The sequence below is a fragment of the Hyphococcus luteus genome, assembly GCF_002943565.1.
GTDB lineage: Bacteria > Pseudomonadota > Alphaproteobacteria > Caulobacterales > Parvularculaceae > Hyphococcus > Hyphococcus luteus.
Genome location: NZ_PJCH01000003.1, coordinates 457,005 through 477,924, shown reverse-complemented (window position 1 = coordinate 477,924; position 20,920 = coordinate 457,005). Strand labels below are relative to the sequence as shown.

Here is a 20,920-nt window from a genome sequence, read left to right as displayed (position 1 = left end):
TGTCCGCTTCTCTAATCGGCGGGTCCAGTCAAGCTCCAAATTTAGTTTTCCGCGGTTTCGTATTCACTTGGGTCACGCTTCTCTCCGCAGTCTGTTCGCTTCGTAAGATGAAAAGCGGCTGCATGCATGTGCCGGATTGGTTTGTGGAGAGCCTCGCTTTGAGTCGCGCTTATTATAAGGCGCAGCAGACATAATCGGCTTCATCCACCAACCTCGTCCAAGTGAGGACGATCCCGATGGAACGGGGTGAGGTTTTAGATCATGCAGTTACCTCCGTAGCGTTCCATCGGAAGTCTGTCCCGGCAACCCACATGCGATGCAGGATGACCGCGAGTTTGCGGGCAAGCGCGACGGTTGCTCTACGTCGACCTTTGCTACGCATCAATTTCATAGCCCATGACTTGAGCCTCGATGGATTGCGTGACCGTGTCAGCAGTGAGTTTGCCGCCGAATAAAGATTAGCTCGAACGCCTTCATCTCCCGCGCGGGATATTCGGCCATGATTGTCCATCTCGCCGGATTGAAAGCGTCTTGGCGTAAGCCCGAAGTGTGCGCCAACATTGCGGGAGGATTTAAACCGCGTCGGGTCATCGATAGCCGCCTTAAAGCTCAGCGCCGTAATTTCGCCAACGCCCGGCGCCGTCATGAGACGGGTGCAAACGGGGTCTTTTCGTGCGTACGTCTTTACTCGTCGATCCAGTTCCACAAAGATGACCAGCAATGTTTCATGAGCATCAAGCACCGGCAACAACGCATGTGACAAGCCTTCGTCAGCTTCGATGATGGGCCGCACCTGCTTGGCGAAGTTGTACCGCTTTATCGCCTTCGGCAATCGAATGCCGAAGGCCTTGAACAGACCACGGATTTCGTTTTCCAGATCCAGGCATTTGCGAAGGATTGTTTTTCTGCTGGTGAGAAGCGCTCGTTCACAATGGCTGGAACGGCTTTTCATGTGAACCGGATTGTACCAGCCGGACCGGACGACTTGCGCAATGCCGCGCGCATCATTTTTGTCAGTCTTGTTACGCATGGCGGACAGAGCGGCGCTCACCTGGCGCGCCTCCATGCAAACAACTTCAAAACCCTCAGCGACCAGCCCGTGGAATAGATGCTGGCTCATTGTGCCGGCTTCAAAACCAATCATTTCGACGGGCTTGCCAAAATCACGAATGCAATCAGCGACGTCTTTAATTTCGCATGGCAACGCTCGTTCGAGAGCAATCTTGCCGTCGGCGTCAATGACGCAAAGCGCCAGTGAACGCAGCGCAACATCCAATCCAACGTAGTATTTCATCTTCATCTCCCATCTTGCAGGTCAAAAACTGACCTTGCCACAGGAGCCTGACCGCTGGGCGCCAAGCCCGATTACTCATGCTTTGAGGATATTTGAGACGTACGCGCTTTTGTTTGATTTAAGCCCGCTTGCGCTTGGTCAGACGCAGCTTGCCATATAGCCCGCGCTTTGCGAGTTAAGTTTCTGCGTCTTTGAACAACGCGTGCTTAGTGGAGGGCGGCTTTCTCCGGCCGCCCTCCCTTGCGGTCGGGGCTGATCGGCGGGCGGGCGTCTGTCGTGGGGCTTGCGTTTTGCTTTTGCGGCGAAGCAGGGCGGTCGGACGCGCGCCGGCGACCTGGCGCCCGCCGGTGCGCGCCGCCGCCTGCCTTTCCTGGCGGCCGCCCGCCGGCCCGGCTCGCCACTGGCCGGGCCCCGCGCGTTGCGCGTCCCGTCCAGGGGCTCGCCTCTCGGCCGGCGCGCCTTCCGCGCTTCCCGCCCGCTGGCGCGGGAGGGGTCGAGGGGCGCGGGAGGGACAGTCGAGCGGTTTTAAAGTTCAGCCCGGAAAGATCGTATCATCGCATCGGTGACGTCGCTTTTATAGCAAAGCGGGGATGCGCCGCCCGGGCGGGAATAGGCGGAGCGGGCGCCGCACCGCCGGCCCGCCCGGTCCGAATAAAACGGGCAGGGACAAGAGCCGCTATAGCGGCTCTGGCTTTGTGAAAGCAAGATGGCGACGATATTTGCGTTCGAAAGGTCGGCGCGCGCGATTTCGCGCCCTTCAATGCATTCGTCTGAAATATAACGGGTTGCGATATAACCAGCGACATTAAGGGCGGCGACGTTAACGCGCGACCAGTCGCCGTAACTGCCGAATGCATAAACCGTCTGGCCTTCCGGCAATGCAGCCAGAATGTCGCCATATGTTGAAGGCGCGCCGCGCAAGTTCACCGCGGCGCTCGTATAGGCCTTCTTGTCTCGCGGCGATTCTTGCGCGCAATCCGCGGCTCTGGCGGAGGGCGTCTGCGCCAACAAGAAGGACGCCGCAACCATGCAAATGTTAGTGATCCTCGTCATGCGTTCCGTTTGATCGAATTGAACATGAAACCCGTGCGCGTTTCCTGAATGACATTCGAACAGCGTGAAAGCCGATTAGAACATGAGGCCGAAAGGCAAGGCCTATATTGAGCCTTGTAGGCGGCGCTGGCGCGAGCCTGAGCGCATCATAACCAACAGCGCAGCGGGAAAAGCGGCTATACTGCAAAAGACGACAGGCTATACCAACATAATTTTCGTATTGACGTAATAGTAATAGTTTGCAAAGTTTAACTCTTCTGAATAGGGGCTGGGGGAAACTTCTTTTTAATTCAGAATGTTGCGTAGCAAAATCCGCGCGTGATCCTGTGCTGGCGGCTGGTTGTGGTCGGCCCGGCATGGTTTTGAAATCTTTCACGCGGACTCGAACGGGAGCGAGGGGAATGCTGCGCTTTATTCGATCGGCTTGGGCCAATCTGACCGGGCGGGGCCGCCAGTCTTTGGACTGGGAGAGCACGATCGATGGCAAAGTCGTCACGAAACAAAGCAAGAAGTCCGAGCCGCCATCCGTTCTGGACAAGCTGAGCCGGCTTGTCGCGCTGTCGCTGGCTCTGACGCTTTCAGTTTCGGTCGCGATATCGGTCTCGTTCTTTATCGGCCGAAAGGCGGGCGCAGATTCCGTCGTCACGGCCTCGGGATTTTCATCTCCGGTCGATTGGGTGCGGCTTGCGGACTGGACCGATCATGTTGACGAGGAATTTCGGGCGGGACGGGGGCGTGAGGCGTCTGCATATCACGGCAAGCGCTTCGATCAGCTTGCCTTCGGACTGCACTATCGCGCGAAAGACGCGACGAAGAAGTCTTATTATTTTCTGACTCTTGCGGCCATGCGCGGGTCGGTTCCGGCTGCGAAGCTCCGCGAAGACCTCGCCATTGCGGAAAACGAAAAAGCCGCAATGGACGCCGAGCTCGTGAAGACGATGATCCGCGGAGGCCGGGAGGGAAATTTCCTTCTCGGCATGTTATACCTGCAAAATAAGGCCTTTTCGCTCGCTCAACATCCCGACAATCTCTATTGCTATTATTTCAGCCTGGAAGAGAAGCTGAAGCTTGGACGCAGCGTCAATAAAGGCCTGAAACGCGACGAGCCGACATGGCCGCCCTGCGAAAAGAATTTCCAGCTGAACGGCGCCGCCCAGCTCGTTTTTCCAAACCTCATTCTGCCGCGGGATGATAAGAAAGCTTATCTCGCATTCGCCCGGGCCTCGCTTTGTTTTCATCATGAAGCCTCGCTCTGGATGAACGCCATGCAGAACGCCAAACTCATCGATCAGGACATGGCGGAAAGTCTCCAGAAGACGGCTGTGCAGGAACGCGACGAAGGCGGCGAGGATTTTTGTGTGGGAGATAGGGGAGGGACATTCAATCCCGATAACGCCGGCCGGGAGCCGTCTGACGGATCGCGTGATCGGACCACAGCAGTGGCGAGGCGATATTGCGCGCTTGAACCTGATGACGGATTTTCCAAGGCGCAGCGCGAGCGTCCCGGACGTTCCGGCTATGATCCGGCGAACGATGCGCAAGAGGCCCCGCTATGCGCAGACGGGTCGGCTCGCGATCCCTATTGTTCGGAGTCAGCCGAGGCGCTCGAAGCGGCGGACGAAGCGCGCGTATGTCTTCGGCTGGGCGACGCCATGCTCTCCGCCGGCGATGTCGATCTTGCCTTGCGGTATTACCGCGCCTCCATTGCGCGCGGGCGCCGTTATGGCGCGCAGGCTTCCCTGGTGGCCGGCGACCGCCTGCGGGCGATCACAATCACCTGCGAATATACGACGGCGAGCCTTGCGGAAATTGCGCGCGGGACGGATGGCGACAAGATCATAGATCTCGAACACCGCCAGCGCGCGCTGAAAGCGCTCGGCTATTATAACGGCGCCATTGACGGGAAATACGGCGCCATGACGCGGACGGGCATGCGGGCTTTCCAGCGCGAATTCGGCTTTGACGAGACAGGCGCTCTCTCCGCGCTGGAAACGGTGCTGCTGATCTGTCAGGCGGCGGAAACCAAAAGCGACCGGGACTCCCAGAATGTTCTCGGCATTATGTACGCTGCAGGGCTGGGCGTCGTTCAGAACACCGATCTCGGCCTGGAATGGTTTGAGCGCGCTGCAAGCCGCGGTTCAGTCGAGGCTTATTACAATCTCGCTCGAATCTATGGGACCGGCACGATCCTCTCAAGCTATCGCCTCTGCGACATCGTCGAAAATGACGATCGCGCGCGCGCCTATTACCAGGACGCCGCGCGTCTGGGGCACCCTGAGGCGTCTGCGGAAAGCTTCGATGACTTTGCCGCCCGCGTGAAGCGGGAAACGGCGACCGGTCTTGAACTGAAGGGACGAAGTTGCGGCCGGTCCCGGCAGGCGCCGCCGGAAGGGCAAAACAAATAGGTCGTCGAACACGATGCGGATGATGCAGACAAGTTGGACCGTGAAATGGAGTCTTACCCGATGAAGCGCCCGGCATATGCGATAGTCGCAAGCGTGTGTCTTATGGCGGCGCTTTCGCCCGGAGTGGCGATCGCGCAGAGCAGCGATATCGGCGCTTTTTCCGCAAAGCCGGCAGACCCGCCGCCGCCCAAACCGACTTACAAGACAGTCTACGTCAAGAAGAACCCGGCTGCGGGAAACGAAGCCCAGACCATCAAAGGCGCTTATGAGAAACTGAAAAGCGGCGGCGCGATTTATCTCACTGAAATGAGCAGCGATGTTTCAAATGAGGAGGGCGGGTTCGTGGTCACGCGTCCGTTTCATCTGGCGCTCGATTCCGGTCTGATGGGTGAAATCGATAAAAACTCAAAGGACACCGGCGCGAAAGCCAAGGTGAACCCGGCCCAGGACGGGTCCTGCATAACCGTCGATCTCAGCTCTGTGGAAACCGAAGCTGGCGGAAGAGGCGACCCGGGCGAGATTACGATTCGGGACATCGCCTTTACTGCGAGACCGGACATTGCGGCCACCTGCATTACGCTTCTCAACGGAAAACTGATGCTCGACAATGTCGGGGTGGCGGCCAACAGCGAGGGGCACGCGTTTGAACGTGGCGTTCTGGTAAGAGACGGCGAACTCTCGACCTTGCGCAGCTACTCCATCGAAGCAAACGGGTCCGGCATGGAAATCCGAGGCGGCGCGATTAATCTGCCTGATGGCGGCGCGATCATTCGATCGGGAGCGAGCGATCCGACGCGTGAGAGCGTTGATGAAGCCTGCAGGGCCGGCCGGTTCGGGGACCATGCTTTCGGCGTCATTGTTGGCAGACAAGACGATATGCGCAAACCCGATCCGGCGATCACCGCATCAGGGTTGCTGATACGCGGTTTCGACGCCGGCATTTGCGCTATTGGAAGCGGCCTTCGGATCAGCCGATCCGAACTCGATCGGAATTTTATCGGCGCCGTCTTGCACGAAGCCGCCGTGCTCGAGAGAGTTAGAATAAAAAGCAGCGGCGATGTGGGCGTCCTGGCTTCAGGCAATGCGAAGAAACACATCGCGGACAGCGTGATAACGGGCAATCCCGTGGGCGCTGTCATTGACGGTGAAACCATTCTCTCCGGCAATAGTATTGAAGAAAGTTCCGCGGCCGGCATTCTCAATCGAAGCGCGAACACAACCATCACCGATAACGAAATCATGAATAACCGCCTGGGCATCGATATTAAGGGCGGGACGCCTCAAGATTTGAGCGGAAACATCGTTGCGTTCAACCTGACGGCGTTCGCCGTTGCTGCTGACGGCGCAGATATCGGCGATATCAGAGGCAATACTGTTTCATGCAACGCCAAAATCGGATCCGTTGAGGAGTTCAGGTCCTTTCGCCGTCTCAATATGCGAAAGAAAAACAAGGCGAAGTTCTGCACGGGCGCGCGAAGCGCCGGTCATTGCGATGAACTTCGTCCCCGCGGGCCGGTCCATTGCGGCGACAGCGGTTTTCAGGGCGAGGATTAGCATTACTGCAAATTTGCGCTGTCGAACGGGACCTTTGCGCGTTGCAGAACAGACATCGATCCGTCAGCGAGAACTTGAGTTTGGCAAAGGCGGCCGGCCTGCAGAACCGGAAGCCGGAAACAATTGCCCAGCGGGAAACGAGACCTGCTTTTCCAGCTGGCGCGCGAAGGGGTCAATGCCTGTATTGAGTACTGCGTAAAACCCGGTTTGGGCGGTTCGGCCGGAATTCGTCCATATGTTGGCGCCGCCCGCGTAAACTTACTCTGGCGGCGATCACGCGGTCGGTTGCTGGCGGTTTTTGGGCTGCTCGCAAAATGGGTTCGGATAATGGTCAAGCGCGCAGCATTTTCTCCGAGGGGAAAGCCATGGACAGAGAATTTGTAACCTTGGGCGAAGGCGTCGTCATTGCCGTTTGCAGTCTTTCTGCATATTTGGCGGGCGCGGCGAGCAGCAGGTTCGCCGCGTTCCTCACCATTTTTCCGTTGTTTATTGGCGTTGGCATCACCGGATTGTCGTGCCTAGCGAGCTCGATGAAAACTGGCTCGGCTACGGCAATCTCGAGCTTGGTAAAGTGATGGATGAGGTTGTCGGAAAATATGGAGAAGAAGTCGGTTATTGGAAAAATCGAACTGGCCGCGTCGAATAGGCGCCCGCGCCCTGCCCAACACCGATAAATTCTTTGTTTTCCTGTTCGCTGAGCTGAATGCCAATCCAAGAGATTGAAAACACACGCTCCTTGCGGCAATAGGCCTGCCGTCTGATTCAACTCGTCAATCGATGGAGTTGCGCGTTTTAATTAGCAATGAAGACTGCAGAAATTCCTGTCGACAGGGGCGCCGCTCGAGAGAGGGATCGCCTCGAGGCGGGTTCCGTTGCTGCGGATGACGATATGGTCATTGTCGGCGTCATTTGTGCTGGTGAGGCCTTGGGCCTCGTCGTTTTCGTCGGTGCGGTAGATTTCAACTTCAGGGTTATGGGCGCAATAGCGGCACAGTGCGGTCTCATCGGGCAGGAAGCGGTGATTGAAAGGCTTGCGCCCGGACTGGACGATGACAATCTCGGGATCGACCGCCTCGATGAAGGCGGTCGTGCTCGAGGTTTCGCTGCCATGATGGCCGATCTTGAGCAAAGTCGATTTCAGCTTGTCCGGTTGCGTTTCGACGAGCCGCTTTTCCACATATTTCGACGGGGCGGGCGCATCGTCCCGGTCCTTTCCTTCCGCGTCGCCCATGAAAAGAAAGCTGTGTTCGCCATAGGAAAGCTTCAGGACAATAGACGAATTGTTCACCTCCGTATTGCCCGAGCCCATATCCGCGGCGCCGTCCTTCCAGGAATAAAGGAACTCGGCGTCGAGCTCGCCGCCCCAGTCGGGATCGCCGAATGCGTTTTCGCCGATATGGAGGCTGGCGGCGCGAGCCGGTTCGTTATTGTCGCCGGTCATGGCGTCCAGAAACGCATTGTAGCCGACCGCCTCGCTCGGATAGCCGGGGTCGTAATAATGGGCGATCTCGAAATGCCGGCTCAAGGATTCCGCGCCGCGATAGTGGTCGGTATGGGGATGGGTGACGATGAGCGCGTCAATCACCGCCATGTGGTGGGCGCGGGTCTCCATATAGGAAAGCGCCGCATTTCGGTCATCGGACGAATCCGGGCCGCCGTCGATGACGATGTTGCGGCCTTCATAGACGCCGTTGCCGTCAATGTCGTCGTCGGGCGTTGAAATCCAGATCGCATCGCCCTGACCCACATCGATAAAATGGATTTCAAGCCAGCGTTCTTCTTCTTGCGGCTCTGACGGCGGTTCTGCAATTTCGATGAGCTTCTTGGCGATCCATCCTTCGTTTCCCGCCCCAAATTCGATCTCGCGCCAATAGGGAACGCTGTCCTTAACGCGAACGCGCGTTCCGGGCGAAAGGCAGTCGAGACGCTCGCTCTCGACATCCGGTCCGGCGCGCACATTGGCGCAGTCGCTGATTGTGGATCTGACCAGATAGTCAACGGCGTCTTGCGCGGCGGCCGGTTGAAGGAGGACCGCCGGAATGGCTGCGGCGATGAGGAAATGGATTGGGCGGGCGGATGTTCGAATTCGCTGGTTCATGCTGCGCTTCCTCAGGATCATGGGCTGCCGGAGATTGCATTGGCTCACTGTTTTGGCGTGATGCGCAGATCCGTCGGCGGTTTCGGAAATTTGTCCGGCTTATAAATAGAGTCTTCGCTCCATGACTTGCCGAGTTCGGCGAGCGCGTCGAGACGCTCGATGAGCGCGTCCCGGTCATTATTGCTGAGGCCGGCGTAACTTCCGGGATTGGTCTTGTATCGCGTCAGGAAGGATTTGAAGTTTTCGCCGTCGACATCTTTGTCCCAGACGCCGGCGAGCCCGGCGAGGGATTCCTCGAGCCTCGCATAAAGAACGAGAGCGCGCCGCCAGCGATGCTCGTCGAAATCGAAACGTTCCTCGCGCGGCGCGCCCGGCGCCCCCGTAAAACGCTCGCCCGCTTTTTCTCCGAACCGGGACAGCCTTTCGACGGCGGCGGGCGGCATGTCGAGATTGAGACCGCCTTCATCGGGTTTGAGCGCGATATGCGCGATCCGTTCGCGGTATCCGGGCAGGACGCCCTGCAGCTGGTCCTGCCAGTCTTTCGAAGCATTGAACAAAGACATGAGAAAGCCGAACAGGCTCTCGATCTTCTGTATTGCGAGCGACTGGCCTTCTCTCGCCGGCATAGGCAGGAACACCCTGTCGTCGATCGCGCCATTGTCGTCTTTCGGCCATTTGCGCGGATCGTATTCGTCAAGGGAAATCCCGAAAGTCGGGCGGCCGGGCAGGAGCCCGTCGAAGAAATGGATCGGGAAATTGCTGGTGAGCCCGCCATCGGAAAAAAGCGTCAGTTCAAGTTCATTGTCATCTGCTGTCCGGTCGGAAAAATAGCGCCGGTAAAGCGGGATCGCCGTGAAGAGCAGCGGAAAGCTGAGGCTCATCCTTATGGCGACGATGACCGGCATTTTCGCGCCGAGCGGAAAGTGAAAATAGTCGTCTCCATATGGATGGGCGGCGTCCACGGCCCCGGCCATGTAATCGACGACGAAGGGCGGGAAGAGTTTTTCGAAATCGCTGCGCGAGAAATAAAAGTTGAAATCGTCGAGAAAGGGCAGGGCGTTGGGGCGTTTCATGGAAAGATTAGTGGTGACCATGGAAAGACCGATGCGCCTTTGCGCCGCCGGCATCGCGTCGAGTTCGGCGCCGTCGGATTCGATATCGCAGAGCGCGCCCCGCCATAAATCGCCGAAGACGAGGGGCCGGTCGGGAAAGGCGCCGCCCGGCGTCATGCGCCCGGCGGCGATCTCGAGCTGTTCGGCGAGCCAGTCCGTCAGGCCCGGCCCGTCGGCGCCCTCCTGGGTCGGGCCCGGACACATCCCGAAATGATGGGCCGGGAGTGTGCGCGTCAACGTTTTTTTAAGGCCGCGGCCGCGGAAGAAGCCGGCGATCTGGCTTCCCGCGATAAGGGAGAGGCCGCCCCAGAGCGACGACTTATCCTTCAGTTTGAACAACAGATCGAAAAGATGTCCGAGTTCCGGCGCCGGCTGGAACAGCGAAAGCAGATTGCCCGCAAGAAAGGCCGGGATTTTCTCGATGGTTTCAAAGCCGCCGCCGGCGCGGTTGAATTCGCAGGCCGCCGTCAGGCCGGCGGCGATCGCGCCCGCGGAGGTCCCGCCGATGGAACGAAAGCGATACTGCTCGGCGAGTTTCAGGATAGCCTGCGGATAGACGACGCCGGAGGTGACCCCGCCCTTCATGATGATGTCGCATTCGCGTGTCGGATCGGCGTAAGGGTTTTCAGGCATGTTTCACCTGTTTGTTTCAGCGAGCCTGTAAGTTCGCGCCAGGTCGGGATCTGTCCTTTGCAGCGCCGCCTGAAGCGGGCGGGCAAAACCTTCGGCGAATGCAGTCAGCTTGTGTGGCAGGCATTACAGCAATAATAGCAGCCATTCGACCGGGGGAATGTCTTCCGCGCTTCGGCGACAGCGGGTTCGCAGCTGTTGAAGTCGCCGAGATAAATCCGGTTTTGGACGGCCGGCATATGCGAACAGCCGTCTTTGTGGACCTCATGGTCGCCATTGCGCTGGGCGTTTTCGTTCACATAATACCGGGCCATAAGAGTCTCCCTGTTTACGGAAAGTCGGCTCAGCGCGCCGCGGCTTCAACTGCGAACCGGCTTCGGTCCGGAGGCGCTGACGGTTACTCGCGCCGCGCCGATTGCCGGGGACATCGGATTCTCCCGGCTTTTGTTTACAAGCAGGGCGGACCGGCGGCGCGGGGGCAAGGGAGGGGTGCGCGCCGCCGGTCCAGGGCGCTCAGGCGAGTAGTGTTTTCGTTTATGAATGTATTTTATAGTAGTAATCAAGAAAAAACAGCAAAAATCGCTTATAATGTAAATAACTCTTATCTAGTTATTTCCCCATCGCTGCCGGCGCCGGTCCGATTTGTCCGCCGGTCCAGGCGCCGGGGCTGACCTTCCTGATTTTCCTGATCCGCGATCCCATTTCGGCCGTGGCGCCTTATCGCGATGGCGTCCTCGTGCAAATCCCGCAGCCCGAACGCGTCGCCACTCACAAACTCATTGTCATGAGTGGCGATGCAATTTCCTTCCACGCATCACGCGGGAGAGGTCAGGCGAACGCTGCGCCGCTCGCGCGGCGCAAAGTGAAAGGATGTTTTTGGCCGGGCGAAGCCCCGGCCCGGTGAAAGAAAGGGTCCGGGTCTTCATTCCTGAAATTCAAATCATGGAGACCTGCCTTATGAGCGAGCACCAAGCCGCATTGAAAACCGGGGAGCGGATCGAGCTTCCTCTCTCGAAACTCATTCTTTCAAAGGACAATCCGCGCAAAACTGCGTGCCGGGAGGCCGATCCGGAGCTGATCGCGTCGATCCGGTCCGTTGGCCTTCTGCAGAATCTCGGCGTGCGCGCGGCGCCGGAAAATCCGGGGAAATTCGAGGTCCGGTTCGGCGGGCGGCGTCTGAGAGCGCTTCGCGCGCTTTCAAAGCAAGGCTATTTCGGTAAGGACGCGCAGTTTCCCTGTACGATCGTTAGCGACGACGAAAAGCAAGCGCAGGAAGCAGCGCTCGCCGAAAACGTCGCCCGGCAAAGCATGAATCCGGTCGACGAGTTCGAAGCGTTTTCCCGTTTGGAAGAAAGCGGCCTTGAAATTCCGGACATTGCGGGACGCTTCGCGATCACCGAACGCCAGGTCCGCCAGCGCCTCGCGCTCGGGCGCGCGGCGCCCTGCGTGCGCAACGCGCTGCGCGCAGGCGAGATTGCGCTCGATATCGCAATGGCCTTCGCCGGCGCGTCCGACATCTCCCGCCAGGAGCGCGTCTTCAAGGCGATGAAAGAGCGCGGCGGCTTTTCCGAATTCGCCGTCAGGCGCATGCTGCATGAGGGCGCCATAAGCGCCGATGACGATCTCGCGCGCTTCGTCGGCGTCGAAGCCTATGAGAAGGCGGGCGGCAGGACCGAAACGGATCTCTTCAGCAATGAGAACCGACTTATCGACCCTGAAATCGTCTACCGCCTGCGCGATGACCGTCTCGCGGCGGGAGCGGAACGCCTGGCGCGCGAGGGCTGGTCCTGGGTCGAGACCCATGAAAGCCACAGCTGGCAGGCGCTCGCTGCGTTCGACCGGATTTACGGCGAGCCGGTCGAGCCTTCTGAGGAAGAAGCGAATGAAATCGAGCGCATCAGCGCCGACATCGCCGCCTATGAGGCGCGTGCCGAAGATGAAATGTCCGATGAAGACTGGGACGCCGTCGACGCGCTGGAAGAAAATCTTGCGAAACTGCAATCGGGACGGCGCCGGTTTTCATCCGAACAAAAAGCCGTATCGGGCTGTATCATCTATCCCGAACGCAACGGGCTTGGCGTTCATGAAGGGCTTGTGCGCAAGGCGGACCGCAAGAAGGCCGCGCGCCTTAACGAACCGGAAGGCGAGGGCGATGGAAAAGCCGATCCGGCGAATGCAGGCTACGGCAAGGCACTTCGCGCTGATCTTGCCAGTTTCAGGGCGCAGGCGCTTCGGGCGGGGCTCGCCGGCGCGCCCCGCCTGGCGCAGACCGCCCTGCAATTTGCGATCGTCTTCGAGGCGCTCGGGCCATGCGCGGCGGCCCGCCCGGAGGGACTAACCTTTTCCGCTCCCGCCGCGCAATTGCGCGTCGCCAAGGGCGAACTCGGCGAAACGCCGGCCGCCGCGCGGCTTCTGGCGATCGAAAAAGAATTGCGCCTTGATATCTTCTCCAGCGGATCCTGGCGCGGCGCCTGGGAGGCGTTCAAGGCGCTCCGCGGTGACGAACGCGCCGCGCTCGCGGCGTTCTCCCTCGCGCGCATGATTGAGCCAATTAATGACGAAGAGGGATTCGCGTCTGTGCTGGGGGTCGAGCTCGGCCTTTCCATTCGCGAATACTGGACGCCGACTGCCGACAATTTCTTCTCACGCATCAGGAAGGACGATCTCGCCGAATTTCTGACGCAGACGGTCGGCAAGGAGCGAGCCGCCTTCCTGACGCGCGAATTCAAGGCGAAGAAAAGTGAAATCGCAGCCGTCTGCGAGCGGCTGACGGACGGAACGACGCCGCTGAAATCCGCCGAACGCGACGCTGTCGGCGCATGGGCGCCGCGCGGCATGGCCTTCGCCATTCCGGCAGGGCTTTCAGCGAAAAATGACGCGCCGGGCGAAGACATCGCGAGCGGAGAGGAACGTCCGGCGACGCAAGCCGGCTGATCGGCAAACCCGAAAGTCGAAAACTGAATTCAACCCTGAACGCCCGCGCGCCGCCGCGGGCGTTTTTCGTTTCAAAGGAGATTTGAAGATGAACATACCCGCTAAAAAATCCCGGCGCGATCCCGCGCAGGAAATCACGAACCGCATCATCGCCGCCATCGAAAAGGGCGCCCCGCCATGGAAACAGCCATGGACCAACGCCTTTTCCCAAATGCGGCCGCTCCGCAGCAATGGCGCTCCCTATTCGGGCGTCAATATCCTCATTCTCTGGGACCGCGCCTGCGAGATGGGATTTGAAAATCCGCGCTGGATGACGTTCCGCCAGGCGCGCGCGCTTGGCGGGCGCGTCAAAAAAGGCGAACGCTCCGTTCTCGTTGTCTATTACGGATCGACCGTCAAAACGGAGGAGGATGAAGGCGGCGAAGCGGCGGAGCGAAGCTTCCGATTCCTGAAATCCTATCCCGTCTTCAACGTCGAACAGATCGTCGGGCTTCCGGCGCATTTTTACGACTATAAGGGATCGGATATCGTCCGCACGCCGCCCGTTTCGGAAAGAAGAACTTTCTTCGACGCGATCGGCGCCAAAATCCGCCATGGCGGCGGCGAGGCTTTTTTCAGCCCGGGCGCCGACGTCATTCGGATGCCGCCCTTCGGTTCGTTTGACGAACCCGAGCGCTATTTCGCAACGCTCGCCCATGAAGCAATTCACTGGACAGGGGCAAGGACCCGTCTCGACCGGCTTAAATTTCCCATGAGCGAGGCCGAACGCGCTTTTGAGGAACTTATCGCGGAAATCGGCGCCGCCATGCTCGGCGCGCATCTTCGCCTGCCGCCCGGCCATGTGGACGATCACGCCGCCTATGTCGCGTCCTGGCTGAAAGCGCTGCGCGGCGACAAGCGTTTCATTTTAAAGGCCGCGGCGGCCGCGCAGCAGGCCTGCGATTATCTGCTCGAACGCGCCGGTCCTGATCTCTCCCTGGATGCGGCCGGCGCCGCGCCGGCGGCGGCGTGAGGAGGCGGTCATGGGATGGACATTCACATCGGCCTATGACGGCTCGGGCGTTCGCGCCTTTCTCGACCGCCAGTTCGAATGCGACAACGAAGACGGCAAATGGGAGATCCTGAAAAGCGCCCTTGTGCGCCTGAAGACCTATTACGCAGCCTGCCGCTGGACCGACAAGAAAACAGGGCGCGTGCGGATTTTCGCCGTCGTAGCGCTCGTTAAATACAATCCGAAGGATGCGGAAGGCCTGTGTCTCGGCTGGAAGGAAATGACCGAGGACATGGGCCCTTTCGCCGATGAATGCCCGCTGTCGATCCGCGATCTTCTCGATTCCGTCGCCACCGGCAGCGATGCGAGCGAATGGCGCGAGCGCGTGAGAGCCTGGCACGCAAGGCGAAAGGCGGCGCCCGAGCCCGGCGATATCGTCGTCTTTGACGAAGCGCTTTCCTTCACCGACGGCTCCTCGGGACGGCGTTTCCGCTGCGAGCGTTTCGGCAGGCGCGGGCGCGCCTGGCGCAATCTCGACAATGGCGGCCTTTACCGGATTTCCAATATCGCCCGGCGCGATTTTGTCATTGAGAGAAAGGAGATTTCGCCATGAGCCGGGCGAAAGAGATCGCCGCGCGCCTTGCCGGGCGGGCCGAGGAAACGGCGCGCGCCTATCTCTCCAATGGCCGGCGTTGCGGCGCCTACTGGATCGCGGGCGATGTGCGAAACGCCCGGGGAAAAAGCCTCTGGGTATGTCTTTCGGGACCGCCGGGCGCCGTCGGGCGCTGGCGCGATGAGGCCGAGGCGGGCGCTCATGGCGATCTTCTCGATCTTATCCGTATGGCGCGCGGCTTCGATACGATCGCAGAAGCCATGATCGAAGCGGAGCGTTTCCTCGGAATGCCGGCGCGATTGACGAGCGGCGATGACGCCGGCGCGGCCTTGCAAGGCGATCGGATCGCAGCCGCAAGGCGTCTTTATGAATGCTCGCATCCCGTTACGGGCACGCCCGGCGAGGCTTATCTGAAAGCCCGTGGGCTAGCGTCGCCGGTTCCAGATGCGATCCGCTTTCATCCCAACGCAATGTATCGCGACGAGCATGGCGCCCGGCATTCGGGTCCGGCCCTCATCGCCGCAATCACCGATCACGCCGGCGCCCTTCAGGGCGTTCACCGAAGCTGGATCGACATGCGCGGGCGCGAACCGATCGTCCTGCGCCGCCGGATCCTCGGCAAAGCCCGCGGTCATGGCGTGTTTCTGGGCGGGCGCGGCCGCAATGCGCTCGCAGGCGAAGGCCTTGAAACGGTTCTCTCGATCTGCGGGATGATCGAAGGCGTCCGATGTTATGCCGCGCTGTCGGCAGTCAAGCTCGCCTCATGGACCTGGCCGGCGGACGCGTCCGGGATTTTCATCGCTGTCGACCGGGACCGCCACGGCGCGGGCGAGCAGGCTGCACGCCGTCTCGCCGCGCGGGCCCATGCTCACGGGACCGCCGCGCGCCTTCTCTTTCCCCGGCTCGGGGATTTCAATGACGATTTGCGCATTGTTGGCGCCGCAGCGCTTGCAAGCGCGCTCGCAAAATCGATGCGCTGACCGCCGCTTCGCCGGGCGAAGAAATCTCCTCACGGACTTCTATTCAGCCGGTTATCGGCCGTTTTCTCGTTCAGCATGCACATGGCGATCGTTTTTGCATGGCTCCGTCCTTGCGTCGCCGGCGCGGCGTTCCCCGGGCGAAAAGCGGGGAGCGTCGCGTCCGGGCGGCGCGCCGGTCAAGCGCCCCGGCGGGGCGCTCGGCCCGCAAGGGTGCGGGCCGCCCTTGCGGGTGACTGCGCGCCTTGAAGGCCCGGCCGCTAGAGGTCCCCGCCGCCCGGGGAACGGCCCCGCGCGGCCGGCAACAAGGAGAAAGCCATGCAATCGCCAACCGCCCGCATTCTGGAAAATCTCGCCCTTTTCGGGCCCGGCGCAATTGCGCCCGAAGACGATCCTCTCGACGATAACAGCGACGTCGCCGGCGCGATCGAAGGTCTCGTAACCCATGCCGGCGACGCGCTCCAAGGCACGCCGCTCGAGGCCTATGCGGACGATATCGCCTGGGGTCTCGTCAATCTTTTCCACCGCAAGGCCGATTGGCTCGAACGCGATCTGCGCGAGGCGGAAAGTCTCTGCCAGTCGCTTATCCGCAGCCAGGACGGTTCGGAAGCCAGATCGGTCGAGCTTGAGCGCGCCACCCAAAAGGCCCGCGCCCTTGCCGCCCATATCGGCGAATTCGAGAATATGCGCGACCGGCTCGCCGATGAATTCGCCGCGCTGACCGGGTCTTCCTGGCGGCCCCGGTCGGGCGTGAAAAAGGGCCGGCCCGGCGTGACCGCGGCGATAATCGAGGCGCGCGATTTCATCGATGCGCGCCGCGCGCGCGAGTGCGAAGCGCGCGCGCCCAAAGGCCCGCTTATCGCCTTTTCCGGCGGCGCGGACTGGACCGATGCGGATGCAATATTCCGGGTGCTCGACAAAGTGCGCGCGCGCCATCCCGACATGGTGCTCGCCCATACGGCTCAGGCTCGCGGCGCCGATCTCGTCGCCGCGCGGTGGGCCGATGCCCGCAAGGTCGATCAGGTCGCCTTCCGCCCGCATTTCGAGCGGCATGGGAGGGCCGCGCCTTTCCGGCGCAATGACGAGATGATCGCCGCCGGCCTCGCCGGATGCGTGATCTTTCCGGGCAATGGCGTTACGCTCAATCTGGGCCAGAAAGCCGAGAAAGCGGGCGTTTTCGTCCTGCGCTGCGGCTTTGACCGGCGCGCCTGAAGCCGGTCCCGGCGCCGATTTCTTGAAAACGATTCTGCCGGAAGCGTCCTTTCCGCCGGGCTCCTTCGCTCTGCCGCGCTGCATTCTGGGCCACGACTGCCGGACGCCGTCACGGCGTTCAATTCCGCGCCGGTATTCACGCACGTGGCGCGTTCGCCGCCAAACTTCCTTCATCGATGACGCCGAATGGCTGAGCCCCTTCGACTGCCGGGTCGTAAGGGGCGCGGGGGCGCCGTCAATTCAACGCATGCCGGTCCGCCACCCGTGTTGTTCGCCGCCCGCGCGGCGAGCGCGCGGTGAAAAGCGGCTCACGGCCCGCGCCAGGGCGGCCCGGCCTTGCGTCCTTCGCTCGCGCTGCGGTCCCGCGCACGGGAGCGAAGCCCGGCCCGGAAGGCCGGGCGCTTTGTTTTCGCGCGGGATGAATTGCGGCGAGGCCCGGCCCCTTTTTTCGCGACCCGTCGAGGGGACTGGCCCTTCGGCGATGATCAATGAGAAGGAACCTTACCTATGTCCACGATCGGCTATGTGAAACAGACCGGCGACAATCGCTTTGAAGGCGTCATCAACGGTCTTCTGACCTGGCGGGGCAAAATCAGCCTGCAGCCGCTTTCGGACGCTGTCTCCGAAAACGCTCCGGAAATGGAAGTCGTTGCGGAAAACGGCGCGCGGATCGGCACGGCCCGCTACCGCACCAGCTCCAAGAGCGGCGAGCGCTATGTCAATATCGCCATCAAGCATCCGCAAATCATCGGCTCCGGCGCGCGCCCGATCTTCGCCAATCTCGGCCCGGCGAACGATCAGGCCGATCCGGACGCTTATGCCGTGATCGCCAATTGATCGCGCATGAGGCGATGCTTCTGCGCGGGACGCCTTAAATCCGTCCTGCGCGGGAGAAATCCGGGAACAGCCGCCCTGACGGGCGGCTGTTCCTTTTCTTAGGTTCTTCGCCTGTTTACGCAATCTATATTAATATAGATTCGCGATAATATATCCATTGACATGGGGAAAAATATCATTTGACCTGTCTGTATTGGCATAATTGTTGGATTTTGCCGATTGTGTTGGTAAGGACGGCTGTGGGGGCCCGTGGGCATGATGGCGGCGGGCGCCAGATGCGGCCAAGCGGGGGTGACCGCATTGTGGTGGCGTTTCGCGTTGTCGCGCCTGAAATCGAAAGCCCGTTTCTGACCGTGGACGAAACCGCGGCCTATCTGCGGCTGACAACGCGGGCGCTTGAGAATTTCCGGCAGTCGGGGGGCGGGCCCATCTATCGCAAACATGGCGGCAGGGTCGTTTATCACAAGGACGATCTCGACGAGTGGTCGGCGCGATTGCGCTATGCTCATAGCGGCGCCGTGTTCAACAAGAACGGGGAGGCGACGGCGTGAGAAAGAAGCCGACCCGCGCCGAGATCCTCATTGTCGGCGCCGCGGCCATTGCGGCGATGGCCTTTGGCGCGCTCAGCAAAACAGCCCCGCGCATCGTCTGGAACGCTTCGCGAAGCGCGCCGACGGGTCTTTATTCGATTAGCAAAAGACTGCCCGGCAAGGGCGATTTCGTGCTCGCCGCGCCGCCGCCGGCGCTTGAAACGCTTATTGAGGAGCGCGGTTATCTGCCGCCGGGAACGCCGCTTTTAAAGCGCGTGGCGGGCCTTGGCGGCGACCGGATCTGCCGGGATGGCGCGCGCCTTGTCCTCAACGGCGTTATTGTCGCGCGGGCGCGCAAGAGCGACTCAGATGGCCGCCCGTTGCCGCAATGGAGCGGCTGCATCACGCTCGGCGCCGGCGAAATCTTTCTCTTGAACGATCACGAACGCTCCCTCGACGGACGGTATTTCGGGGCGATGAAGCGCGAAATTATTATCGGTGTTGCGACGCCCATATGGACGAAACGGCGTAAGTCCCGCTTCAGCGAGTAGACGAAGAACGAAGGAAACATTGCATATGAGCGTAAATTCTGCGCGTAGGGCAAGATTAAAGGATTGGTGCATCAAGAGCCCCAATCCCTGTCTGCACGTCTCGTTTTTATGCACTATGTTCATTCGAAATTGCGCCAAATGGTGCATGGCGCCGTGACCGGGGGAGAAGACGAGTTTCGCCCGCGCCTTGGACGCATTCGTTCAAATGGCGGACGCCCAGCTAAACGCTATCTCGGACGCCTATACGGCAAGATGGAGAAGGTTCGGCCCGGCGCCTTTGCGAAACGCGCCCGCGCGCGGTTTTCCGGTGAGCGCATCGGGCGCGGGGCCGGGATCGGCGCCGCCATCGCCGCACGCTATGCTTTCGCCGGCGCAAGAAGCCGCCGGGTGGCGGTCAAAATCCGCTCAGTGCGTCTCGGCGCCAACGGGCTCGCCAAGGCGCGAGCCCACCTTTCCTACATCCAGCGCGATGGCGCCGGCCGGAACGAAAACGGCGAAAAGGAAAAGGCGCGGCTATATGGTCCGGACGTCGAGAAAGCCGACGGCGCCGCCTTTCTGGAGGAAGGCAGAGACGACCGCCATCAGTTCCGCATCATCCTTTCGCCGGAAGACGCAGGCGAGCTTGGCCGTCTCGACAGCTATACACGGGACTTTATGGCGGCGGTGGAAAAGGATCTCGGCACGCGCCTCGATTGGGTCGCGGTCAATCACTACAATACCGACCACCCCCATGTTCATATCGTGCTGCGCGGGAAGGACGAGACCGGCGCCGATCTTGTCATCGCGCGCAACTATATCGCTCACGGGTTTCGCAAGCGCGCCGAGGAGTTGGCGACGCTGGAGCTGGGGCCGCGCCGCGATCTCGATATCGCCCGCGCGAAAATGCAGGAAGCGACGAAGGAACGCTGGACCGGGCTCGACAGGGAACTTGGCGATCTTGGCATTGACGGCGCCGTCGAGCTGCCGCGCGCGCGAACGGCCTATGACCGATTTCGTCTGAAGCTGTTGACCGCGCGCCTGCGGCATCTGGAAACCATGGGGCTTGCGGGGCGGCGCAAAGAGGGCTGGCGGTTGTCGCCGCGCCATGAAGCGGCCTTGCGCGAAGCGGGAAGGCGCGGCGACATCATCCGCTCTATGGGCGAGGCGATGGGTGCCAAGCTGGCGCCAGCGAGGGTGCGGGATTTTGCAGGCGCCTTCGGCAAGGATGGCCCGCTTATCGGCCGCGTTGTCGGATCGGGCGCCGCCGATGACGGTCATGATGCTCGTTTTCTTGGCATAGAAGGCGCCGACGGCAATCAATGGCGCGTCGAGGCGGACTTCGCGCCGGGCGCTGCACCGCCGGTTGGCGCGATTGTCGAGGTTTCAGGAAAGTCCGGAGAGGCGCGGCCTGCGGACAGAACCATCGCAGCCATCGCCGCGCGCCATGGCGGCGTCTATTCGGGCGATCTTCATGAGGCGGACGATCCCTCATCGAGCGCCGACTATCGGCAGGCCCATAGGCGCCGCCTCGAAGCCTTACGTCGGGCGGGGATAGTCGAGTGTCAGGAAGACGGGTCGTGGCGCATCCCCGGCGACTATTTGGAGCGCGCCGCCGGTTTTGAGAAAAGCCGTTCGGGCGCGCGCGTCCGGGTGCTGTCCTGGGCGTCGCTCGACAGGCTGACGGAAGCGAATGGCGCGACTGTTCTCGACGACGCCCTTGAAGGCAAGCGCGTCATCGACAGCGTGCGATCAGGCTTCGGCGAGGAGATCAAGCGCGCGCTCGCTGTGCGCCGGCAGTTCCTTCTGGCGAACGGTCTTGCGGCCGAAGATGGTCCGCTTTTATCGGTAGACAGAAAGGCGCTTCGCGAACTTGAAAACAGTGCTGTGGCGCAAGCGGGCGCGCGGCTCGCGAAGGAAACCGGCAAGACGTTCGCGCCGGTTGAAGGCGGGCGCATTGAGGGCGTCTATCGCCAGCCGGTCGAGATAGGCGGACGCCGTTACGCCATGATTGAGCGGTCGAAGGAATTTTCTCTTGTTCCATGGCGTGAGGTGTTGGAACGCCACCGCGGAAAGACGGTTTCGGGCATACTTGGTCGAAACAGCGTGCAATGGGCGTTTGAACGGAAGGGGCGGGGGCTTGGCGTATAGGA

General features: G+C 60.9%; 19 protein-coding genes. 14 read left to right on the top strand and 5 right to left on the bottom strand.

Annotated features, from left to right (window positions below):
• A partial coding sequence (locus tag CW354_RS23635; RefSeq protein WP_207764630.1) for a hypothetical protein occupies window positions 1-194 on the top strand: 194 nt, incomplete at its 5' end.
• A 65-nt stretch (window positions 195-259) separates the two neighbouring features.
• Here the strand turns inward: CW354_RS23635 and CW354_RS04795 are convergent.
• Window positions 260-1,294, bottom strand: coding sequence for an IS110 family RNA-guided transposase (locus CW354_RS04795; RefSeq protein WP_104828498.1), 1,035 nt, complete (start codon window positions 1,292-1,294; stop codon window positions 260-262).
• 525 nt (window positions 1,295-1,819) lie between these two features.
• Window positions 1,820-2,347, bottom strand: coding sequence for an SH3 domain-containing protein (locus CW354_RS04790; protein ID WP_133162183.1), 528 nt, complete (start codon window positions 2,345-2,347; stop codon window positions 1,820-1,822).
• Between the two features lie 401 nt (window positions 2,348-2,748).
• Between CW354_RS04790 and CW354_RS04785 the strand changes: the two genes are divergently transcribed.
• The 3 genes from CW354_RS04785 to CW354_RS04775 all read left to right on the top strand — a co-directional run bounded on the left by CW354_RS04785 (window position 2,749) and on the right by CW354_RS04775 (window position 6,952).
• Complete coding sequence (locus CW354_RS04785; RefSeq protein WP_165793524.1) at window positions 2,749-4,752, top strand: peptidoglycan-binding protein; 2,004 nt, start codon at window positions 2,749-2,751, stop codon at window positions 4,750-4,752.
• 60 nt (window positions 4,753-4,812) lie between these two features.
• Entirely contained in the window at window positions 4,813-6,306 is a 1,494-nt protein-coding gene (locus CW354_RS04780; RefSeq protein ID WP_165793523.1) for a right-handed parallel beta-helix repeat-containing protein, read from the top strand.
• A gap of 412 nt (window positions 6,307-6,718) precedes the next feature.
• Window positions 6,719-6,952 carry a hypothetical protein gene (locus tag CW354_RS04775; RefSeq protein ID WP_104828891.1) on the top strand — a complete coding sequence of 78 codons (234 nt, stop codon included), beginning with the start codon at window positions 6,719-6,721 and terminating at the stop codon, window positions 6,950-6,952.
• A 150-nt stretch (window positions 6,953-7,102) separates the two neighbouring features.
• On the opposite strand, the gene CW354_RS04770 is transcribed toward CW354_RS04775, so the two are convergent.
• The 3 genes from CW354_RS04770 to CW354_RS04760 form a co-directional block, all read right to left on the bottom strand.
• Window positions 7,103-8,404, bottom strand: coding sequence for an MBL fold metallo-hydrolase (locus CW354_RS04770; protein WP_165793522.1), 1,302 nt, complete (start codon window positions 8,402-8,404; stop codon window positions 7,103-7,105).
• 44 nt (window positions 8,405-8,448) lie between these two features.
• Complete coding sequence (locus CW354_RS04765) at window positions 8,449-10,149, bottom strand: patatin-like phospholipase family protein (RefSeq protein ID WP_104828889.1); 1,701 nt, start codon at window positions 10,147-10,149, stop codon at window positions 8,449-8,451.
• A gap of 104 nt (window positions 10,150-10,253) precedes the next feature.
• On the bottom strand, window positions 10,254-10,460 hold the full coding sequence (locus tag CW354_RS04760; RefSeq protein WP_104828888.1) for a hypothetical protein: 207 nt from the start codon (window positions 10,458-10,460) through the stop codon (window positions 10,254-10,256).
• 305 nt (window positions 10,461-10,765) lie between these two features.
• Between CW354_RS04760 and CW354_RS24025 the strand changes: the two genes are divergently transcribed.
• The 10 genes from CW354_RS24025 to CW354_RS04705 all read left to right on the top strand — a co-directional run bounded on the left by CW354_RS24025 (window position 10,766) and on the right by CW354_RS04705 (window position 20,918).
• On the top strand, window positions 10,766-11,050 hold the full coding sequence (locus tag CW354_RS24025) for a GSU2403 family nucleotidyltransferase fold protein (protein WP_104828887.1): 285 nt from the start codon (window positions 10,766-10,768) through the stop codon (window positions 11,048-11,050).
• Between the two features lie 53 nt (window positions 11,051-11,103).
• Window positions 11,104-13,080 (top strand): ParB/RepB/Spo0J family partition protein, encoded by a 1,977-nt coding sequence (locus CW354_RS04750; RefSeq protein ID WP_165793521.1) that lies wholly within the window; start codon window positions 11,104-11,106, stop codon window positions 13,078-13,080.
• A gap of 88 nt (window positions 13,081-13,168) precedes the next feature.
• The gene (locus CW354_RS04745) at window positions 13,169-14,092 is read left to right on the top strand and encodes an ArdC family protein (RefSeq protein WP_104828933.1); all 924 of its coding nucleotides are present in this window, start codon (window positions 13,169-13,171) and stop codon (window positions 14,090-14,092) included.
• A 10-nt stretch (window positions 14,093-14,102) separates the two neighbouring features.
• Window positions 14,103-14,684, top strand: coding sequence for a DUF6927 domain-containing protein (locus CW354_RS04740; protein WP_133162182.1), 582 nt, complete (start codon window positions 14,103-14,105; stop codon window positions 14,682-14,684).
• Window positions 14,681-15,664 (top strand): DUF7146 domain-containing protein, encoded by a 984-nt coding sequence (locus CW354_RS04735; protein ID WP_104828884.1) that lies wholly within the window; start codon window positions 14,681-14,683, stop codon window positions 15,662-15,664. The genes CW354_RS04740 and CW354_RS04735 overlap by 4 nt, the downstream gene beginning before the upstream one ends.
• Window positions 15,665-15,979: 315 nt before the next feature.
• Entirely contained in the window at window positions 15,980-16,873 is an 894-nt protein-coding gene (locus CW354_RS04730) for a DUF2493 domain-containing protein (RefSeq protein WP_104828883.1), read from the top strand.
• A gap of 507 nt (window positions 16,874-17,380) precedes the next feature.
• The gene (locus CW354_RS04720; protein ID WP_104828881.1) at window positions 17,381-17,710 is read left to right on the top strand and encodes a DUF736 family protein; all 330 of its coding nucleotides are present in this window, start codon (window positions 17,381-17,383) and stop codon (window positions 17,708-17,710) included.
• Window positions 17,711-17,985: 275 nt separating this feature from the next.
• Window positions 17,986-18,261 carry a helix-turn-helix domain-containing protein gene (locus tag CW354_RS04715; RefSeq protein ID WP_104828880.1) on the top strand — a complete coding sequence of 92 codons (276 nt, stop codon included), beginning with the start codon at window positions 17,986-17,988 and terminating at the stop codon, window positions 18,259-18,261.
• Window positions 18,258-18,791, top strand: a complete 534-nt coding sequence (locus CW354_RS04710; RefSeq protein ID WP_104828879.1) for a S26 family signal peptidase — start codon at window positions 18,258-18,260, stop codon at window positions 18,789-18,791. Before CW354_RS04715 ends, CW354_RS04710 begins: the two co-directional genes overlap by 4 nt.
• A 153-nt stretch (window positions 18,792-18,944) precedes the next feature.
• Window positions 18,945-20,918, top strand: a complete 1,974-nt coding sequence (locus CW354_RS04705) for a DUF3363 domain-containing protein (protein ID WP_165793520.1) — start codon at window positions 18,945-18,947, stop codon at window positions 20,916-20,918.
• The last annotated feature ends 2 nt before the right edge of the window (window positions 20,919-20,920 follow it).

Excerpts from the sequence above, each read along its gene's own strand:
- CW354_RS04740 (WP_133162182.1), top strand. The coding sequence starts at position 14,103 with ATGGGATGGACATTCACATCGGCCTATGACGGCTCGGGCGTTCGCGCC.
- CW354_RS04765 (WP_104828889.1), bottom strand. The coding sequence starts at position 10,149 with ATGCCTGAAAACCCTTACGCCGATCCGACACGCGAATGCGACATCATC.
- CW354_RS04730 (WP_104828883.1), top strand. The coding sequence starts at position 15,980 with ATGCAATCGCCAACCGCCCGCATTCTGGAAAATCTCGCCCTTTTCGGG.
- CW354_RS04715 (WP_104828880.1), top strand. The coding sequence starts at position 17,986 with ATGCGGCCAAGCGGGGGTGACCGCATTGTGGTGGCGTTTCGCGTTGTC.
- CW354_RS04760 (WP_104828888.1), bottom strand. The coding sequence starts at position 10,460 with ATGGCCCGGTATTATGTGAACGAAAACGCCCAGCGCAATGGCGACCAT.
- CW354_RS04735 (WP_104828884.1), top strand. The coding sequence starts at position 14,681 with ATGAGCCGGGCGAAAGAGATCGCCGCGCGCCTTGCCGGGCGGGCCGAG.
- CW354_RS04795 (WP_104828498.1), bottom strand. The coding sequence starts at position 1,294 with ATGAAATACTACGTTGGATTGGATGTTGCGCTGCGTTCACTGGCGCTT.
- CW354_RS04780 (WP_165793523.1), top strand. The coding sequence starts at position 4,813 with ATGAAGCGCCCGGCATATGCGATAGTCGCAAGCGTGTGTCTTATGGCG.
- CW354_RS04745 (WP_104828933.1), top strand. The coding sequence starts at position 13,169 with ATGAACATACCCGCTAAAAAATCCCGGCGCGATCCCGCGCAGGAAATC.
- CW354_RS04785 (WP_165793524.1), top strand. The coding sequence starts at position 2,749 with ATGCTGCGCTTTATTCGATCGGCTTGGGCCAATCTGACCGGGCGGGGC.
- CW354_RS04770 (WP_165793522.1), bottom strand. The coding sequence starts at position 8,404 with ATGAACCAGCGAATTCGAACATCCGCCCGCCCAATCCATTTCCTCATC.
- CW354_RS04720 (WP_104828881.1), top strand. The coding sequence starts at position 17,381 with ATGTCCACGATCGGCTATGTGAAACAGACCGGCGACAATCGCTTTGAA.
- CW354_RS04750 (WP_165793521.1), top strand. The coding sequence starts at position 11,104 with ATGAGCGAGCACCAAGCCGCATTGAAAACCGGGGAGCGGATCGAGCTT.
- CW354_RS04790 (WP_133162183.1), bottom strand. The coding sequence starts at position 2,347 with ATGACGAGGATCACTAACATTTGCATGGTTGCGGCGTCCTTCTTGTTG.